15 protein-coding genes are annotated in these 17,886 nt (G+C 72.1%); 8 read left to right on the top strand and 7 right to left on the bottom strand.

From position 1 onward, the window contains the following. Positions 1-50 precede the first annotated feature (50 nt). Both BC793_RS22075 and BC793_RS22070 read right to left on the bottom strand, forming a co-directional pair. Positions 51-920 carry an ABC transporter permease gene (locus tag BC793_RS22075; RefSeq protein ID WP_109595119.1) on the bottom strand — a complete coding sequence of 290 codons (870 nt, stop codon included), beginning with the start codon at positions 918-920 and terminating at the stop codon, positions 51-53. Next, positions 917-3,661 carry an alpha/beta fold hydrolase gene (locus BC793_RS22070; protein ID WP_109595117.1) on the bottom strand — a complete coding sequence of 915 codons (2,745 nt, stop codon included), beginning with the start codon at positions 3,659-3,661 and terminating at the stop codon, positions 917-919. The genes BC793_RS22075 and BC793_RS22070 overlap by 4 nt, the downstream gene beginning before the upstream one ends. A gap of 148 nt (positions 3,662-3,809) precedes the next feature. Between BC793_RS22070 and BC793_RS22065 the strand changes: the two genes are divergently transcribed. Continuing rightward, entirely contained in the window at positions 3,810-6,011 is a 2,202-nt protein-coding gene (locus BC793_RS22065) for an AAA family ATPase (protein WP_109595115.1), read from the top strand. 202 nt (positions 6,012-6,213) lie between these two features. Here BC793_RS22065 and BC793_RS22060 read toward each other — a convergent pair whose 3' ends face one another. Then, entirely contained in the window at positions 6,214-6,558 is a 345-nt protein-coding gene (locus BC793_RS22060) for a DUF3263 domain-containing protein (protein ID WP_249037385.1), read from the bottom strand. A gap of 162 nt (positions 6,559-6,720) precedes the next feature. Further along, on the bottom strand, positions 6,721-7,506 hold the full coding sequence (locus BC793_RS22055) for a DeoR/GlpR family DNA-binding transcription regulator (protein WP_109595111.1): 786 nt from the start codon (positions 7,504-7,506) through the stop codon (positions 6,721-6,723). 190 nt (positions 7,507-7,696) lie between these two features. Between BC793_RS22055 and BC793_RS22050 the strand changes: the two genes are divergently transcribed. The 3 genes from BC793_RS22050 to nagA are packed head-to-tail and all read left to right on the top strand — an operon-like array spanning position 7,697 to position 10,634. Further along, on the top strand, positions 7,697-8,620 hold the full coding sequence (locus BC793_RS22050) for an SIS domain-containing protein (RefSeq protein WP_109595109.1): 924 nt from the start codon (positions 7,697-7,699) through the stop codon (positions 8,618-8,620). Next, positions 8,617-9,543 carry an ROK family protein gene (locus BC793_RS22045; RefSeq protein ID WP_109595108.1) on the top strand — a complete coding sequence of 309 codons (927 nt, stop codon included), beginning with the start codon at positions 8,617-8,619 and terminating at the stop codon, positions 9,541-9,543. Before BC793_RS22050 ends, BC793_RS22045 begins: the two co-directional genes overlap by 4 nt. Beyond that, entirely contained in the window at positions 9,540-10,634 is a 1,095-nt protein-coding gene (gene nagA, locus BC793_RS22040) for an N-acetylglucosamine-6-phosphate deacetylase (RefSeq protein ID WP_109595106.1), read from the top strand. The genes BC793_RS22045 and nagA overlap by 4 nt, the downstream gene beginning before the upstream one ends. Here the strand turns inward: nagA and BC793_RS22035 are convergent. Further along, positions 10,631-11,368, bottom strand: a complete 738-nt coding sequence (locus tag BC793_RS22035; protein WP_109595104.1) for a phosphatase PAP2 family protein — start codon at positions 11,366-11,368, stop codon at positions 10,631-10,633. The genes nagA and BC793_RS22035 overlap by 4 nt on opposite strands. 9 nt (positions 11,369-11,377) lie before the next feature. Beyond that, positions 11,378-12,778, bottom strand: a complete 1,401-nt coding sequence (locus tag BC793_RS22030) for a trypsin-like serine peptidase (protein ID WP_109595102.1) — start codon at positions 12,776-12,778, stop codon at positions 11,378-11,380. 90 nt (positions 12,779-12,868) lie between these two features. On the opposite strand from BC793_RS22030, the gene BC793_RS22025 reads away from it, so the two are divergent. After that, positions 12,869-14,086, top strand: coding sequence for a DUF4032 domain-containing protein (locus tag BC793_RS22025; protein ID WP_109595100.1), 1,218 nt, complete (start codon positions 12,869-12,871; stop codon positions 14,084-14,086). On the opposite strand, the gene BC793_RS22020 is transcribed toward BC793_RS22025, so the two are convergent. After that, on the bottom strand, positions 14,069-15,829 hold the full coding sequence (locus BC793_RS22020) for an NAD-binding protein (RefSeq protein ID WP_239170214.1): 1,761 nt from the start codon (positions 15,827-15,829) through the stop codon (positions 14,069-14,071). The two genes, BC793_RS22025 and BC793_RS22020, sit on opposite strands and share 18 nt — an antisense overlap. Positions 15,830-15,932: 103 nt before the next feature. On the opposite strand from BC793_RS22020, the gene BC793_RS22015 reads away from it, so the two are divergent. The 3 genes from BC793_RS22015 to BC793_RS22005 all read left to right on the top strand — a co-directional run bounded on the left by BC793_RS22015 (position 15,933) and on the right by BC793_RS22005 (position 17,852). Continuing rightward, positions 15,933-16,604 (top strand): hypothetical protein, encoded by a 672-nt coding sequence (locus BC793_RS22015; RefSeq protein ID WP_146246386.1) that lies wholly within the window; start codon positions 15,933-15,935, stop codon positions 16,602-16,604. A 31-nt stretch (positions 16,605-16,635) separates the two neighbouring features. Next, positions 16,636-17,121, top strand: coding sequence for an MSMEG_6728 family protein (locus BC793_RS22010; RefSeq protein ID WP_109595096.1), 486 nt, complete (start codon positions 16,636-16,638; stop codon positions 17,119-17,121). 104 nt (positions 17,122-17,225) lie between these two features. Further along, positions 17,226-17,852, top strand: coding sequence for a hypothetical protein (locus tag BC793_RS22005; RefSeq protein ID WP_109595094.1), 627 nt, complete (start codon positions 17,226-17,228; stop codon positions 17,850-17,852). The last annotated feature ends 34 nt before the right edge of the window (positions 17,853-17,886 follow it).

The raw sequence follows: 17,886 nt of genomic DNA, 5'->3' as shown, positions 1-17,886 counted from the left end.
CACCGCGCGGCGGCCCCGGCCGTCAATCGAATTGAGACCGGGGCACACCGTCAGGAGGTGACGTCCTTGCGGGTGAAGCGGAAGAACGCGATCCCCCAGAACAGGGTGGCGTAGACGATCGCGGAGATCGCCCCCTTCGCCAGATCCTCGGTCTGCACCGGCGTGGAGAGCAGACCCATCCAGGCGTCCGTGTAGTGGGTCGGCAGGCCGTTGCGGATGCCGCCGAGCGCATCGATCTGGTCCAGGATGCTGGACAGGATCCAGAGCAGCACCGCGCCGCCGACCGCGCCGAGAGCGGCGTCGGTCAGCACCGAGAGCAGGAACGCCAGGCCGGCCACCACGAGCAGGGTGGTCGCCAGGTACGCGCAGATCCCCAGCAGCCGCAGCAGACCCTCCCCGGGCGGGATCTCGGCGGCGATCGTGCTGCCCATCGGGGACCAGCCGTACCGCAACGTGCCGACCAGCAGGCTGGTGCCGACGAGCAGCAGCAGGGCCAGCAGCGAATAGCCGGCGGCGACGATCAGTTTCACGCCGAGCAGCCGGGCCCGCGGCACCGGGATCGCCAGCAGGTAGCGCAGACTGCCCCAGCTCGCCTCGCTGGCCACCGTGTCACCGAAGAACAGCGCGACCACCACGACCAGCAGGAACCCGGCCGACACGGCGAGGCCGAAGAGCGCGAAGTTGAGCCCGCCGGAGGTGGCCAAATCGGCCATGCTGCTGAACGCGCCACCGCCGTTGCCGTCGTCGTCATCGCCGCCGCCGCCACCGAACTCGAAGGCGGCCAGGACGATCAGTGGCAGCAGCACCATGAAACCGAGGGCCATCTGGGTACGCCGCCGGGACGCCTGCCGACGCACCTCCGCCCAGATCGGCATGGTGCGCGACGGCTTGTAGCCGGACGCGGCCTCCAGGGTGCTCATCGGTCTCCACTTCCTCGCGAGTTGTCGCCGACCAGGGACAGGAACGCGTCCTCCAGGCGGCGGCGCGGCACCAGCCGGTCCACCCCGATGCCCGCCCCGACCAGGGAGGCGACCACCTCGGAACGGGCCGTGCCGTTCATGTCGACGATCAGGCCGTTGGGGCCTTCCGTCTTGACCGAGCGCACCCCGAGCTCCTCGAGGACCCGGGTGGCCGCCGGCACGTCGGAGACGTCGAGCTGCACCGACGGGGAGTCCCCGACGATGTCGCTGACCTGGCCGGACGCGACGATCCGGCCCTTGTTGACGACGACCGCGTGGGTGCAGGTCTGCTCCACCTCGGCGAGCAGGTGACTGGAGACCAGCACGGCCCGGCCGTCGGTGGCGTAGCGCTGAAGGACGCGGCGCATCTCGGCGATCTGCGGCGGGTCCAGGCCGTCCGTCGGCTCGTCCAGCACCAGCAGGTCCGGCAGGCCGAGCATGGCCTGCGCGATGGCGAGCCGCTGCCGCATGCCGTGGCTGTACTTGCGGGTCTTGCGGTGCACCGAGCTGCCCAGGCCGGCGATCTCCAGGGCCTCCTCGAAGCGGGCGTCGGCCCACGGGCGGCCGGTCGCCTGCCAGTACGCCCGCAGGTTCTCCTCACCGGTCAGGTGCGGCAGGAACCCGGGGCCCTCCACCAGCGAGCCGACCCGGGACAGGATCGGGGCGCCCGGGACCAGCCGGTGCCCGAAGACGAAGATCTCGCCCGCGGTCGGCTGGGTCAGGCCCATCAGCACCCGCAGCGTGGTGGTCTTGCCCGCCCCGTTCGGGCCGAGCAGACCGACGACCTGGCCGCGCTGGACCGTGAAGTCGATCTCCTGCACCGCCACGAAACCGTCGCCGTACGCCTTGCGGAGCCCGTTCACCACCAGCGGGGTGTCCGCGTGCTCCTCGACCACGGCCACGTCCCGCCGCCGGTGCCGGATCCGGCTGATCACCAGGAGCGCGACCAGGCCGAGCAGGATCACCCCGAGCACGCCGGCCAGCACGAACCACCAGAGGCTGCCGGGGTCGGCGATCGGTGTGCCGGTCAGTGTCGGCAGGGTCAGCACCGGCTCCACCGCGACCGTGTACGTGGCGGGCTGGGCGGGAGTCAGGAAAGCCTGGTCCGAGGTGGCGACGGTGACCCGTACCGTATGACCCGCCTCGATCTGCCGGACGATCGCCGGAAGCGTCACGCTGACCGGTGAGGCCTGCGCGATGTCGGCCGGCAGGCCGGTGAGCCGGATCGGCGCGACCAGGCCGGCGCTGAGCGTCGCCGACCCGTTGGCGTCGACGTCGTAGAGCTTGACGAAGAGGACCGCCTCGCCGGTCGGTGAGGCCGCCCGCAGCCGCAGCGTGGGCGCCCCGGCCACCTCGACCGGCGCGGTCAGCGCGGCCGACTCGAAGACGGCGTGCTGGCCGGGCACGTCGAGAGCGACGCCGCCGCTGAGCACCGAACTGAGCCGGCTGGTGATGCCGGGCATCGACGAGATGGCGCCGGGATTGCCGTTCGGCGGGTTGGCGATCGGCTGTGCCGCGCCCGTCAGGGTGACCTCGGTGCTGCCGGTGCCGGTGAGCCCCGGGTACGACCCGGTGGAGTAGCCGTTGGTGACCAGACCGCGGTCGAGCGCGCTGAAACCGGCCACCCGGGAGAACGTGAAGTCGTCGCCGGGCGCGTCGCCCTCGCCCTTCAGGTAGTGGTCGAGCCACTGGGCCGTCAGGTACTTGAGCCGGTCGGAGTCGGAGGTGGGGCCCGCGCCGCCGTCGTGGCCGCCGGTGAACCAGGCGACCCGCACCGGTGTGCCGGTGGCCGCGATGCCCTTGGCGTTGGCGTCCGCCTCGGAGAGCGGGAAGAGGGTGTCGACGGCACCCTGGATCAGCAGCGTCGGCGCCTTGATCTTGTCGAGGACCGTGGCCGGGCTGGATTTGAGCAGCAGGGCACGGGTGGTCTCGTCGGGGATGCCGGTGGTGGCCATCTGGAGGTACGCCTTGCAGACGTCCTCGGCGAACCGGCCGCAGGCGGGGTCGACCGCGGGCATCTCGCCGCCCCGGCCGCCCGCACCGCCGCCGCCCAGCAGGCCGAGTGCGGAGGCACCGCCGTTGCCGAAGAAGTAGCCGGCCCAGGCCTTCTTGAACACGCCGCCGGGGACCAGGGACGCGTTCAGATCGTTCCAGGTGATCTGCGGCACGATCGCGTCGACCCGCGGGTCCTGGCCGGCCAGCAGCAGCGCGAGGGCCCCGCCGTAGGACCCGCCGACCGCCGCGACCTTCGGGTCGCCGGTGGCGTCGGTGGTCACCTCGGGGCGGGCGGCCAGCCAGTCGAGCAGCCGCTGCGCGTCCTTGACCTCGTGGTCGGGGCTGTCCAGGTGGATCTGGCCGGTGCTGCGGCCGAAACCACGGGCGGTCCAGGTGAGCACCGCGTAGCCGCGCCCGGCCAGCGACTCGGCGTCACTGCGGACCGACTCCTTCGTGCCGCCGAACCCGTGCGCGAGCAGCACGGCGGGCACCTTGCCGTCGCGGTCGGCCGGCAGGTAGAGGCGGGAGTCCAGCTCGACGTCGGCTCCGGCGATCCGGAAGTCCTCGGTGGTCCACGCGTCCGGCGTCGGGCGGACCGCCCAGACGGCCGCGGCGGCGAGCACCACGAGGACGGCGGCCGCGGGAAGGACCCGGCGCCGGTTGAGCCGGGGCAGCGCTCGGCGCAGTCCGGCGATCAGGTCAGGCATGGCGCACACGCTAGCCCGACACGGCTGAGCGGTGCCTGTGAAACCTCTCAGCCGCCTCGAACGCACCCGCTGAGCGAGCGGAGCCGCCCGGCTTCCCCACGGCGGATAGCGTTGACGCCTCAGACCCGTCTTCGGAAAGGCACGCCCGGTGGCTGATGACCTCACGCTGACCGTGACCCTGCGGCCGGCCGCGCTGGACGCGCGACGCGGCATCGTGCGGTTGCATCCGGAGGTGATGGCCGCCCTGGCCCTGCGCCCCGGCGACCCGGTGCGCCTGACCGGCGCCCGGACCACGGCCGGGATCGTGGCCAAGGCCGAGTCGACCGCCGGGCGGGGGCTGCTCTACGCCGACGACCTGACCCTGGGCAACCTCGGTATGCGCGACGGCGGCCAGGTCACCGTCACCCCGATCCCGGTGACCCAGGCCGCCCGGGTGACGCTCGCCGGCCCGGCCGAGGTGGTCGCCGTCGTCTCCCCCGAGATGCTGCGCCTGGCCCTGCTCGGCAAGGTGGTCAGCGCCGGCGACGACGTCTCCCTGCTGCCGCAGGACGTGCTTCCGGAGGCCGGGCACCGGCCCCTCGTCGAGGCCGCCCGGCGCAGCCTCGCCAACCGGGTGGGGTACGCCTGGACCAGCACCCTGCTCAGCGTGGTGGAGGTGGCCGGGGCGGACGCCGCCCTGGTCACCATGGACACCGTCGTCGCCTGGCAGGACGGCCCGGCCGCCGCCGCCCCGGCCCGGCCGGAGGTCTCCCCCGGCACACCCGCCTCGACCGACCCGGACGTGCCGCCGCTCAGCCTCGACGACCTTCCCGGGCTCCGCACCCAGGCGAAGGAGCTGGAGGAGCTGCTCGATCTCGGCTTCCACCACGGGGAGGTGCTGGCCAAGCTGGGCACCCGGGTGACGCTCGGCGTGCTGATCTGCGGTGCCGCCGGGTCCGGCAAGTCCGCGCTGGTCCGTGCGGTCGGCACGGCGGTGGGCGCGGAGGTGCGCACGGTCTGGGCGCCGGAGCTGGCCGCCCTCACCAACAACGCGGCGGCGGCACGGCTGCGAGAGCTTTCCTCGGAGGTACGGTCGAAGCGCCCGGCCGTGCTCCTCATCTCCGACGTCGAGGCCCTGGCCCCGCGCGAGGAACCCGGGCCGATCTCCACGGTGTTCCGTCAGGTGCTGGCCGACACGCTCGCCGACGGGACGGCGGTCGTCTGCACCACCAGCCGACCCGAGTCGGTGGACCCGTCCCTGCGCGCCCCGGAGCTGCTGTCCGTCCAGCTCACGGTGCCGCTGCCGGATGCGGCGATGCGCCGGGAGCAACTGGGTGTGCTGACCCGCGGGATGCCCCTGGCCGAGGACGTGCGGATGGACGAGGTCGCCGGGCGTACCCCCGGGTTCGTCGCCGCCGATCTCGGCGCGCTGGCCCGGGAGGCCGGCGTCCGGGCGGCGCTCCGGCAGAAGGACGCGGAGTCACCGACCGTCACGATGGCCGACTTCGAGGCCGCTCTCGACGTGGTCCGGCCGACCTCGATGGCCGAGTCCACGCTGGAGGTCGCGGCGGTGACCCTGGACGACGTCGGCGACATGGCCGAGGTGAAACAGGTGCTGACCGAGTCCGTGCTGTGGCCGCTCACCTATCCGGACACGTTCGCCCGGCTCGGGGTGTCGCCGCCGCGCGGGGTGCTGCTCTACGGGCCGCCCGGCTGCGGCAAGACGTACCTGGTCAAGGCGATCGCCGGGACCGGCAAGGCGAACGTGCTGTCGGTCAAGGGCGCCGAGCTGCTCAGCAAGTGGGTCGGCGACAGCGAGCGGTCGGTACGGGAGCTGTTCCGCCGGGCCCGGGAGGCGGCGCCGACGCTGGTCTTCCTGGACGAGGTGGACGCGCTGGCCCCGGCCCGTGGGCAGGGCACCGACGGAGGTGTCACCGACCGGGTGGTGGCGGCCCTGCTGACCGAGTTGGACGGTGTCGAGGACCTGCGCAACGTGGTGGTGATCGGCGCGACGAACCGGCCGGACCTGATCGACCCGGCACTGCTGCGCCCGGGCCGGCTGGAGCGGCTGGTGTTCGTGCCGCCGCCGGATGCCGAGGCCCGTACCGCGATCCTGCGGGCGTCGTCGAAGGCGGTGCCGCTCGACGAGGCCGTCGATCTGGCCGCCCTCGGTGCCGACCTGGAGGGTTTCTCGGCCGCCGACTGCTCCGCGCTGATCCGTGAGGCGGCGCTGGCCGCGATGCGTGACTCCCTGGAGGCGACCACGGTGACCGCGGCGAACGTGGCGGCGGCGCGCGCCCGGGTCCGGGCTTCCCTCGACCCCGGCCAGGTGGCCTGGCTCGCCGCCTACGCCGAGTCCCACCAGCCCTGACCCCAGGCCGGATCCTCCCGGCTGGCCGCCACCGCTGCCTCAGCCACGCCGAGACAGCGGTGAGAGCCAGCCGGATCTTGCGGGCTGGCCGCCACCGCTGCCTCAGCCACGCCGAGACGACGCTGAGAGCCAGCCGGATCTTCGCGGCTGGGCGCCACCGCTGTCTCAGCGGCGCTGAGACAGCGGTGAGAGCCAGCCGGGGTCAGCGGCGGCGGGTACGGGCCCGGGCGGAGCGCAGGCGACGGAGGCGGCCGACCAGGACCGGGTCCTTCTCCAGGGCGGCCGGGTTGTCGAGCAGGCCGTTGAGCAGCTGGTAATAGCGGGTCGAGGAGAGGCCGAAGGTGTCCCGGATGGCCTGCTCCTTGGCTCCGGCGTGTTTCCACCATTTGCCCTCGAAGGCGAGGATCTCCAGCTCCCGGTCGGTGAGCGCGGACTCCGTCGCGGTGATCGGCTCCGCCACACGGGGGACCGGGATGTGCTGCTGCTCCTCGACCGGCTGCTCACCGGTCGGTTCGGCGGCGGGCTGCATGGCGCTCCCAGACGGCATCGGTGACCACGGATTTGAAGGATCCTCAGCATAGGACGCGCCGGAGATCCTCGCAGACGCTACCTGAAGCGACCAGTCGACTACGGACCGTCCACATGGCGGCCACCCGATCGGTTACCGCACCGCGGATCCATCGGCTATCGCAGCGCCGATCTGAGGGGATCAGGCCGTGATGACGTCCACTCCGGCGTCCTGGAAGGCGGCGATCGTCGAGGCGGGCGCCCCGGAGTCGGTGACCAGCGTCTCGATCTTGCTGATCGGGCAGATCCGGGCGAACGCGTGGCCACCGAGCTTGGACGAGTCGGCGATCACGACGACCCGCTTGGCGCGCGCGACCATCAGGCTGTTCATCGACGCCTCGCCCTCGTGATGGGAGGCCGCGCCGAGTTCGACGTCCAGCGCGTCGACACCGAGCAGCACGATGTCGAGGGTGACCTCCTTGAGCAGCGCCCCGCCGAGCGGGCCGACCACCTCGAAGGACTGGGGGCGCACCACACCGCCGGCCACCACGATCTTCATGCGCGAGCGCAGCAGCAGCTCGTTGGCGATGTTGAGGGCGTTGGTGACCACGGTGAGCTGGGAACCCTCACCGCCGGCGTTGAGATCGGGGCGGACCGCCAGCGCCCGGGCCACCTCGGTGATCGTGGTGCCGCCATTGAGGCCGACCACCGTTCCCGGGGTGACCAGGCGGGCGGCGGCCTCACCGATGCGCTGCTTCTCGGCGGAGTGTTTGGCGCTCTTGTAGCGCAGCGGCAGGTCGTACGACACCCCGTTGGCGACCGCGCCGCCCCGGGTCCGGGTGATCATCTGCTGCTGGGCGAGCTGGTCGAAGTCGCGGCGGATGGTGGCCTGGGACACGTCCAGACGCTCGGAGGCCTCCTCAACGGTCACCCGGCCGCTCTCCGTCAGTAGCTCAAGCAGGGCATTCCACCGCGCGTACCGGTCCACCCACCACTCTCCGATGCACGTTCCATGATAAGTGTGTGCACATTAGTGCGCGAAAGGCCCGGAAGCAAAGCCATCTGATGCGCGAAGGGCGTTGGGAGCTTGCCCCCGCGGCAGCACTCTGAGCACAATAACGCGCGAAAGACCCGGGAACCGAGCGCGAATGCGCAGCACCTACCGGTGAGGAACCGACATGAGCCATGTCAAAGCGGAGATCGCCACACAGGCCGAGTGCTGGCGGCAGGCGGCGAAACTAGCCGAGTCACCCGGACTCCCGGCCCGTGGGGAGCGCGTCGCCGTCGTCGGCTGCGGCACCTCCTGGTTCATGGCCAAGTCCTACGCGGTGCTGCGCGAACAGCTCGAACACGGGGAGACCGACGCCTTCCAGGCCTCCGACTTCCCGTACGCCCGGCGCTACGACCGGCTGATCGCGATCACCCGCTCCGGCACCACCACCGAGACCCTCGACGTGATGCGCACGGTCGGTGAGCACACCCCGGTCACCGTCTTCACCGCCGACGCCGCCCAGCCGGCTGCCGAGATCGCCGGCCACGCCGTCGTGCTGGACTTCGCCGACGAGAAGTCGGTCGTGCAGACCCGGTTCGCCACCAGCGTGCTCGCCACTCTCCGTGCCCACCTGGGCCACGACATCGAGGCCGCCGCGGCCGACGCCGAGGTGGCCATCCGGCTGCCGCTGCCGGTGCACCCGGCCCTGGTCGACCAGATCACCTTCATCGGCCGCGGCTGGACCGTCGGTCTCGCCGAGGAGGCCGCCCTCAAGTGCCGGGAGACCGCCGGGTTCTGGACCGAGTCGTACCCGGCCATGGACTACCGGCACGGCCCGATCGCGATCGCCGGGCCGCGCCGGGTGGTGTGGGCCTTCGGTGACGTCCCGGCGGGCCTGGCCGAAGAGGTCGAGGCGACCGGCGCCGCGTTCGTGCACTCCCGCCACCACGGTGGGTACGGGTCGATCGGCCGCTGGGTCGGCAAACGCGCCCCCCTCGACCCGATGGCCGACCTGATCCTCGCCCAGCGGGTGGCTCTCTCGCTGGCCACCACCCAGGGTCTCGACCCGGACAACCCACGCAACCTCAGTCGTTCCGTCGTCCTGCCGTGAACGATCCGATAGTCGTCGCCCTCGACGTGGGCGGCACCGGGATGAAATGCGCCCTGGTCCGGCCGGACGGCACCGTTGCGCACGAGGAACGGCACCCGACCCGGGCCGAGCGCGGCCCGGAGGCGGTCACCGAGACGATCCTGGCGGTCGCCGGGGGACTGGCCGCCCGGGCCCGCGCCGACGGGTTCACGCCGGTCGCGACCGGTATCGCGGTTCCCGGTGTCGTCGACGAACGCAACGGCGTCGCGGTGTGGTCGGCGAATGTCGGCTTCCGGGACGTACCGCTGAAGGAACTCGCCGAGCAGCGCCTGGACCTGCCCGCCGCCCTCGGCCACGACGTCCGTGTCGGCGCCCTCGCCGAGGCCCGCCTCGGCGCCGGGCGCGGCCGGCAGCATGTGCTGTTCGTGGCGATCGGCACCGGCATCGCCGGCGGCCTGGTCATCGACGGCCGCGGCTATCCGGGAGCGCACGGCGCCGCCGGAGAGCTGGGCCACGTCGTCGTCCGGCCCGGCGGGGCGACGTGCGGGTGCGGGCTGCGCGGCTGCCTGGAGGCGGAGGCGTCGGCCAAGTCGATCGGGCGCAGGTACGCCGAGCTGTCCGGTGAACCCGGCGCGACCGCCTTCGACGTGGCCACCCGCGCCGCGCGGGGCGACGAACTGGCCCGCCGGGTCTGGCAGGACGCCGTGGAGGCGCTCGCCGACGGGCTGCTGACCGCGCAGGCGCTCTACGACGTCGGAGTGGTCGTGCTCGGCGGCGGGCTCGCCGAAGCCCGCGACGACCTGCTGCTGCCGGTCCGGGCCGCGGTCGCCGGCCGGGTCACGTTCCACCGCTCCCCCGAGATCGTGCGGGCCGAGCTGGGCGACACCGCCGGCTGCCTCGGCTCCGCCCTGCTCGCCCTGGACAGCCTGAAAGGTTCGCCGTGACCCGAATCTCCGGCCGGATCGTCACCCCCGGCGGGGTCGTCCCCGGCCACCTCGACCTGGACGGGGAGCTGATCACGGCGATCGTGCCGGACGACGGTGTGGGCGACGACGTGATCGTGCCCGGATTCGTCGACCTGCACTGCCACGGCGGCGGCGGGCACACGTTCACCACCGGCGACCTCGCCTCCGCCCGGGAGGCCGCGGCCTTCCACCGGCGCCACGGGACGACCACGATGCTGGCCGGCCTGGTCAGCTCGCCGTTCGAGCTGATGCGGTCGGCGACCCTCGGGTACCGGGAACTCGTCGACGAGGGTGTGCTCGCCGGCATCCACTTCGAGGGGCCCTACCTCTCCGAGGTGCGGTGCGGCGCGCAGAACCCGGCCCACCTGCGTGACCCGTCGATGACGGAGATCGAAGAGCTGATCAAGATCGGCGAGGGCGCGGTACGGATGATGACCGTCGCCCCGGAACTCCCCGGTGCCCTCGACGCCATCACCTACCTGGCCGAACACGGCGTACTGGCGGCGATCGGGCACACCGACGCCACGTACGACCAGACCCGCGCGGGGGTGGCCGCCGGTGCCACCGTGGCCACGCACCTGTTCAACGGCATGCGCCCGCCGCACCACCGCGAACCCGGCCCGGTCGTCGGACTGCTCTCCTCGACGATCGTGTGCGAACTGATCGCCGACAACATCCACCTGCACCCGGGCATGCTGGCGTTCGCCGCACACAGCGCCGGCCCCGACCGGGCGGTGCTGATCACCGACGCGATGGACGCCACCGGCATGCCCGACGGGCAGTACGAGCTGGGCGGCCAGGAGGTCGTCGTCGCCGGCCGGGTGGCCCGGCTCGCGCACAACGGCTCGATCGCCGGCAGCACCCTCACCATGGACGTGGCGCTGCACAACGCGGTCGCGGCCGGCCTGCCGCTGGTCGACGCGGTGGCGATGGCCTCGACCACGCCGGCCCGGATGCTCGGCCTCGCCGACCGGGTGGGCGCCCTGGCCCCGGGCCTGCGAGCGGACGTCGTCGTCATGTCCGCCGAGCTCACCCTCAAGCAGGTTCTGCGAGCCGGTACCCCTGCCTAGAGCTCGTTCCGCCTCGGGCCGCGCGAGCCCGGGGCGTGCAGGCGGGTGAGGCGGGAGGCGAACGGGACCGGGAGGGCCAGCGCGGCTTCCCACGGCACCCGCTCGATCAAGCGGGCCAGAACCACACCGAGGAACAGGGCGGCGACCGAGTCGGTCAGCCAGTGGAAACCGGTGTAGACCGTGGTGACGAAGACGATCGCCACCGGCAGGACGCGGACCGACAGCGTCTCCCGCCGGGTCAGGGCACGCCCGAGGACGCCGGCCAGGAGAACGGCGATCACCGCGTACCAGACCAGTGAGTTGGCGACGTGCCCGGACGGATAGCTCACCGACAGGATCCCGGACGCGTCGGGATTGAAGAGGACGGTCCGGTTCTCCAGCGGGAACTTCGGCGCGGCCCGGTCGAAGAAGATCTTCGCGGGGCCGATGGTGAGGGCGGTCAGTGCGGCACCGGCGGCGAGCGGCAGAGCCGTCCAGATCGACCGGGTCCGGCGCCACCACAGGACGGTCAGGACCGCCGCCACCGGCATCAGCACCGATCCGCCCTGGCCGAGGTAGTTGAAGACCCGGGCGGTCCAATAGACCTGCCGCTGGTGGTGCTGGTCGAAGGACCAGTCGGCCACCCGTTGATCGAGATCCAGCAGGTGGCCGCGGGCCAGGGCGACGGTCAGCGCCACGAAGGCGACGACGGCCAGCAGATCGGGCCACCAGCTGCGGGTGATCTTCTCGGACACCCCTCCAACCTAGAGGTGCGCGCGCAACCTTCCGGCGAGCAGATCCCCGCGGACCCCGGAGTTGGGGCATCCGCCGAAGTGATGCAGGGCGACCACCCGGTTGGTGGCGCGGGAGATCACCGGCGAGCCCGAGGATCCGCCGGAAGTGTCGCAGAAGTACGAGATGTCCGAGTGTGCGGCGTACCCGGTGTAGTCGGGGTTGTCGACGGCGCAGTTGCCGGCCGCCTCACCCTTGCTGCCGGCGATCCGGGCCGGTTCACCGGCGGGGTGCTGCGGCACGTAGAGCTCCTGTCCCCGTTTCGGCCGCGCGGTGTCCAGCAGGAGGTAGCCGAACTTCTGGATGGTGGCGAACCCGTCCACGGTGAACAGCGTGTAGTCGTAGGTCTTGTCGGTGGCAAGCACCTTGTCGCCCCAGACCTTGGTCGGCTTGAACACGTCGAAGCCACCACATTTGGCGCACTGGTAGTTGAACCACACCTCGGTGTCGTACGCCTCGTCGGAGTTGGTCAGGCAGTGGTTGTTGGTGATCATGCGGTTCTTGGCGCCGACCCGCCAGCCGGTGCACAACTCGGTCCCGTTGATCAGCAGCCGGGCGATCGCCTTCGACTTGGTGTAGGCGAGCGGGTCGTTCGACTCGTAGCAGACCGCGTCGGTCGACGTGTCGGTGCCGCAGACCGACTCCTCCCTGCCCGGACCGGCCGGGCCCGGACCGCCGGCACCGGTACCGCCGGAGTCGCGCGCGTTCCCACGGGCCACCCGGTCGATGTCGACGCCCAGGCCGGCGAGCACGCCGCTGAGCGATTCGGCCCGCCGGTGCACCTCCACGACGGCGGTGTCCCCGGTGATCGACATGGCCCAGCGGCCGTCGGCGTCGGCCTCGTACCGGTACGACTCGGTGCCGGCCGGATTCGACACGGTCACGTAGTCACCGGCGGGTACGGCGATCCGCTCGAAGTGCACCTTCACGTAGGAGGCTCCGGGGTACGAGAGCTCCTGCCGTGCCGGGCCGGCCTGATAGCCGAGCAGCTCGTCGACGCGGTGCAGGGTGCCGATCCGCTGCCGGCCGGAGGGTGGCGCCTCGGTCGACTCGAGCCGCCGGTCCTGCACGTGCTCCGGGGTCGGCGGCGCCGCGGACGGTGCGGCCGACCCGCCCGAGGGGTCCGATGTGGCCGATGCGGCCGAAGAGGACGCGGTGACCGAGGGGGCCGATGTGGCGGCCGTGGTCAGCGGGGCCCCCGGGGCGGCGCCGTCCGGGACGACGCCGTGCTCCGCCATCGGGGCGGGCGCCACCGCCGGCGCGTCGTGCCATCCGGCCGGTTCGTCGTTCTGCGCCGCGACCACCGCGCCGGCCACTCCGGCCAGGGCCAGGGCGGCGCACGTTCCGATGACGATGCCTGTCTTGCGTCGCATGCCACTCCCGTTACGTCGTGGGCCGTTTCGCACCTGTGTAACGAGCCACGTGCGGGCACGACGCGCCGTACGAACCGGCACACTTGGTCCGTGCGCATCACCTCTGCCGTCGTCGACCCCGCGCTCCTGGATCTGCCGTGGCACATCCCGCTGGAGGAGTGGCCCGCCGATCACCTGGTCGCGCTGCCGCAGGGCATTTCGCGACACATCGTCCGGTTCGTGAAGCTGAACGGCGTCGTCTACGCCATGAAGGAGACCCGGGAACGGATCGCCGAGAAGGAGTACGACCTGCTCCGCGCCCTGGAACGGATCGACTTCCCGGCCGTGCAGGCGGTCGCGATCGCCACCGACCGGCAGACGCCCGAGGGTGAGCCGCTGGAGACGGTCCTGGTCACCCGGCACCTGCAGTTCTCGCTGCCGTACCGTGCGCTGTTCTCCCGGGTGCTCCGCCCGGAGACGATGAGCCGCCTCCTGGACGCTCTCGCCGCGCTGGTCGTGCGGATGCATCTGACCGGCTTCTCGTGGGGTGACTGCTCGCTGTCGAACACGCTGTTCCGGCGGGACGCGGGTGCCTTCGCCGCCTATCTGGTCGACGCCGAGACCGGCAACCTGTACCCGAAACTGTCCGAGGGTCAGCGCAGCGAGGACATCGAGATCCTGCGGCTGAACATCTTCGGCGAGTGCCTGGATCTGCAGGCCGCCGAGCTGCTGCACGAGTCGATCGACCCGGAGACGGTGGTCGACGACATCGTGGCGCGCTACGACCGGCTGTGGCACGAGGTCACCTACGAGCAGGAGGTGGCGAAGGACGCACGCCACCACATCGAGCGGCGCATCCGGCGGCTCAACGAGATGGGCTTCGACATCGCCGAGGTGTCCATGTCCACGGTGGACGGCGGCTATCTGGTGCGGCCCAAGGTCGTCGACGCCGGCTATCACACCCGGCGGCTGATGCGGCTGACCGGCCTGGACGCCGAGGAGAACCAGGCGCGGCAGCTGCTCAACGACCTCGACGCCTATCGCGCCGAGAGCCACCTGAAAGACGAGCAGCAGGCCGCACACCGCTGGCTGACCGAGGTGTTCGAGCCGGTGGTCCGGGCCGTTCCGGCGCCCCTGCGCCGCAAACTGGAGCCGCAGGAGGTGTTCTCGCAGATCATCCAGCACAAGTGGCTGCTCTCCGAGAAGGCCGGGCGCGACGTCGGGATGGGCCCGGCGGTGCAGAGCTACCTGTCCGACGTGCTGGTCAACAAGCCGGACGAGCAGGCGGTGCTGGGCGTGGAGGCCGAGGAGCTAAGCGGGACGCTGTAACGGCGGACTGGCCAGCTCGACGAGCGCGCGCAGCCCACCGCGGCGGGCCACCACCAGGATCCGGTCGCCCTCGGCGAGCACCCGCCGCCGGTCCGGCACCCAGTCGACCCACTGCTGCCCGGCCGACGACATGCCGAGCACCCGCGCCTCACCCGGATGGTCGGCGTGCTCCAGGGGCGCACCGTCCAGGGGGGACAGCGCCGCGACGGTGACCGTGGCGACCAGCACCGAGTGCCGGTCGACCGGGATGGTGGCGTGCACGTCGCGTTCCAGCAGGGCGGCCGCGAAGACCGGTGCGCAGATCCGGGAGACGCTGCGTGAGGTGTCGATCTGGAAGGCCGACTCGACCCGCTGGGCGAAGTCGTCGTCGAAGAGCCGCAGCACCACCCGCAGGTCCGGGCGGGCCAGCCGGGACTGCAACGCGGCCTGGAGGTTGACCGTGTCGTCGGTGGAGAGCACGACGAGCGCCCGGCAGGTGTCGATCGAGGCGGCCCGCAGGGTGGCCTCCGCGGAGGCGTCGCCCACGATCACCGGCACGCCGCGGCGCTGGGCGGTCTTCACACCGCGGGCGTCGGCGACCCGGTCGATCGCCACCACCCGGACGCCCAGGTCGGTGAGCTGGCGCAGCACCTGGGTGCCGACGTTGCCGAGACCGACGAGCACGATGTGGTCGCTCATCTCGCCGGCGATCCCGCCCCGGCTGAGTGCCAGGCGCGCGTTCACCATGCCGTCCACCACGGCCGCGGTGATCAGCGGAATCAGCGCCAGCCCGGCGATCGTCAGGACCAACTGCGCGGCCTGGGCCACCGGGTCCCGGCCGATCTCCACATCGGACGAGCCGACCGCGGTCAGCAACGTCATGTAGATGGACTCCCAGAGCCCGTGCCCGGACCCGTCGTACTCGGCGAGCACCAGCCCGGCGACGAGCGTGGTGGCCAGGGTGATCAGCACGGCGATGCCGAGTTTGCGGCTGAGTGCGGCGCGCAGCGCGTGCCCGATCGCGCGGCCCGGCTGCCGGCGGCGCCCGGCCCGTCTCAGCAGCTTGCGGGTCACGTCCTCGCCGGCCGGGCGGCCGACCGCCTCGGCCAGCACCAGATCGCGCGGCCGCGCCGCCGCAGGCACCGGCTCGGCTGGCAGGACGCTCACCTCACCCTCACCGTTGGTGCTGGTCAGGGTCAGGACAAACGATCGCTCGGGTACGTCTGCCCGCTCAGCGACATAGAGGGTACGCCCGGCGCGCCGGAAGTGGGTCGGAGCGACCTTCCCCAGAGCCGCCGCGACGAACGCCGGCGCGGCCATCTCGGCGTCGGACAGCACCGCACAGTCCGGGAAGAGCCGGACCACGCTCTGCCCGAGCCCGGTGTTGAACATCCGCACCACCACACGCAGGTCCTCCTCGACCTCGCGGGCACAGAGCGCGGCGTGCAGGTTGACCATGTCGTCGGGCATGACGAGCGCAAGCGCCGAGGATCCGGTCAGCCCGGCGTCGCGGAAGGTACGCTCGTCCAGCCGGTCGGCCTTGAGCCAGACGACGTCGCGGTCGGCGAGCTGGGCGAGGTCGGGCACGTCCGGGCGGATCCGGTGCGGAGTGATCACCGTGATGCGGATCCGGTGGCGGGAGTTGGCCAGTTCCTCGGCCAGCGTGTACACCAGCGCATCGGCGCCGCAGAGCACCAGGTGAGGCCGGGTGTCCTCGTCGGACTCGGAACGGTTGTGGATCTTCTCGGTCGGCGCGGCACTCACATTCACGAATCGTAGTCAGCCGGAACCCGCCCGTGGGGCCGCTCGTTGCCCCCACCGACACCTGATGTCCGACTTGTCGGGTACAACCAGCGGGAGAAGATCAGTGCGCAAGTTGTGGTGTACCGGAGTGATCGCGAGCGGCGTAGTCCTCTTCGGGGCCGCGCCGGCCTGGGCCGACGACACCCCCACCGCCGCGGTGATCCGCACCGTGCCGTTCGCCGGTCTGCCGATGCAGGTGGCCGGTGTCGCGCAGATCATGCCGGACGACGGCGCCCTGCCTGCCGTCCCGGCCCCGGGCATGCCGGCCCTGGACGATCCGGCGCCGGGCACGCCGGCGGACCCGTCGGCTCCGCGAGATCCGTTCACCGTGGAGGGCCCGGCCTTCCCCGGCGACCCGGGCGTCTCGCCGGACCTGTCGACCCCGGAAGACCCCTTCACCTCGCAAGACCCGTCCACCTCGGAAGACCCTTCGACCTCGGAGGATTCTGGGACCTCGCCGGACACGGACGCTCCGGGTGCTCCGAAGGTTCCGGCGGCCGCACCGACGATCGCGCCGACCGCCGGCACCGCGTCGGTCTCCGCCCCGCCGCCGGCCGACGACCCGGACACGGCCGCGCCCACGCCGTCGGCGGCCGGCCCGGCCGCTTCGGGCGCCCCCGTCGCCTTCGCCGCCGCGCAGAGGCGCAAGGCTCCCACGCTGCCCGCCGTCGACGACCCCCGCCTGCTCGAGGAACCGGTCGACGGGTTCGTCAACCGGGAGAAGTGGAAGCGGTAGCGGCCTCCGCGCGGAAGCGGAGAATCGGAGGATGCAGACGTTCCTGCCGTTCGCCGACTTTCTGGCCAGCGCGCGTGCGCTCGACCCGAAACGGCTGGGCAAGCAGCGGGTCGAGGCGATCCAGGTGCTGCGGGGCCTGGTCCGGCCGGGCTACGGCTGGCGGCACCACCCGGCGGTCAAGATGTGGCACGGATACGAGGAGGGTCTGGTCCGCTACGGACTCGACATGTGCGCGGTGTGGACCGCCGAGGGCAATGCGGACACCTGCGCGGTGACCCTGGTCACCGATCTGCGGGCCACGATCGACATCGCGGGGGTACGGGACCAGGCCGCCCTCGCCGCGGCCGGCGACCTGCCGCCGTGGCTCGGTGACGCGGACCTGCACCTGAGCCACCGCTCGGCACTGATCCGCAAGGACGCCGCCTTCTACCGTCCCGTCTTCGGCCCCGACGTACCCGACGACCTGCCCTACGTCTGGCCGTCCTCGGACCGCCCACCGACCCTGGTCCCCTCGTGACCCCCGGCTGGCTCCCACCGCTGTCTCACCGCGGTTGAGACAGCGGTGGGAGCCAGCCGGGGATCTTCGGCGGTGCGCTTGAAGATCTTCGGTAGCTTGTGCCCATGCGTCCGCGGGCCGATCTGGCGATTGCTCCGGTTTACCTGCTCACCATGCTGGCCTTCACCGCCCTGATCGTGCCGGTGGCCACCACCTGGGTGCGGTCCGACGTCGACCCGATCGTCGGCATCGTCATCCTGACCGGGCAGATCCTGGTGTTCTACCTGATCGCCACACAGAGCGAGCGCCCTCCACGGATCGTCCCGCTGGTCGTGGCCACCCTCCTCAACGCCTTCCTGATGGGCGTCGTGGCGATGTCCGTGCAGCTGTCGCTGCTGGAGGACGGCCGGCAGGTCCGCGCCACGGTCGCCGTGGTGTACGACGGGCACAGCGGCCCGCCCGACTACGACCTCGCCGTGGACGGTGACCCGATCCCCGGCCGGCTCTCCGCATGGCCGGGCGACGGCACCGGCGCACCCGGCGACGAGGTGCTGGTGGTGCAGGACCGGAAAGGGCTGGCCGATCCGCGTCTGCCGGACGTTCTGGCCGAGGATCTGGAGGACGACGTCCGGATCCTGATCCTGCCGATCGTCGGCATCCTGGCCGCGCTGTGCCTCGCGGCGGTGTGGCCGAGTCGTCGTCGCAGGACCGATGGGTCCACGGCCGGCGGGTATCGGGCGGGTTCGCGGTGACGGTGCGCTTCAGCCCGGCGGACGCGTCACGGCC

The sequence above is a fragment of the Actinoplanes xinjiangensis genome (genome assembly GCF_003148685.1).
Lineage (GTDB): Bacteria > Actinomycetota > Actinomycetes > Mycobacteriales > Micromonosporaceae > Actinoplanes > Actinoplanes xinjiangensis.
Note: the sequence above shows the minus strand (reverse complement) of the source record. Positions and strands in the feature narration are given on the sequence as shown.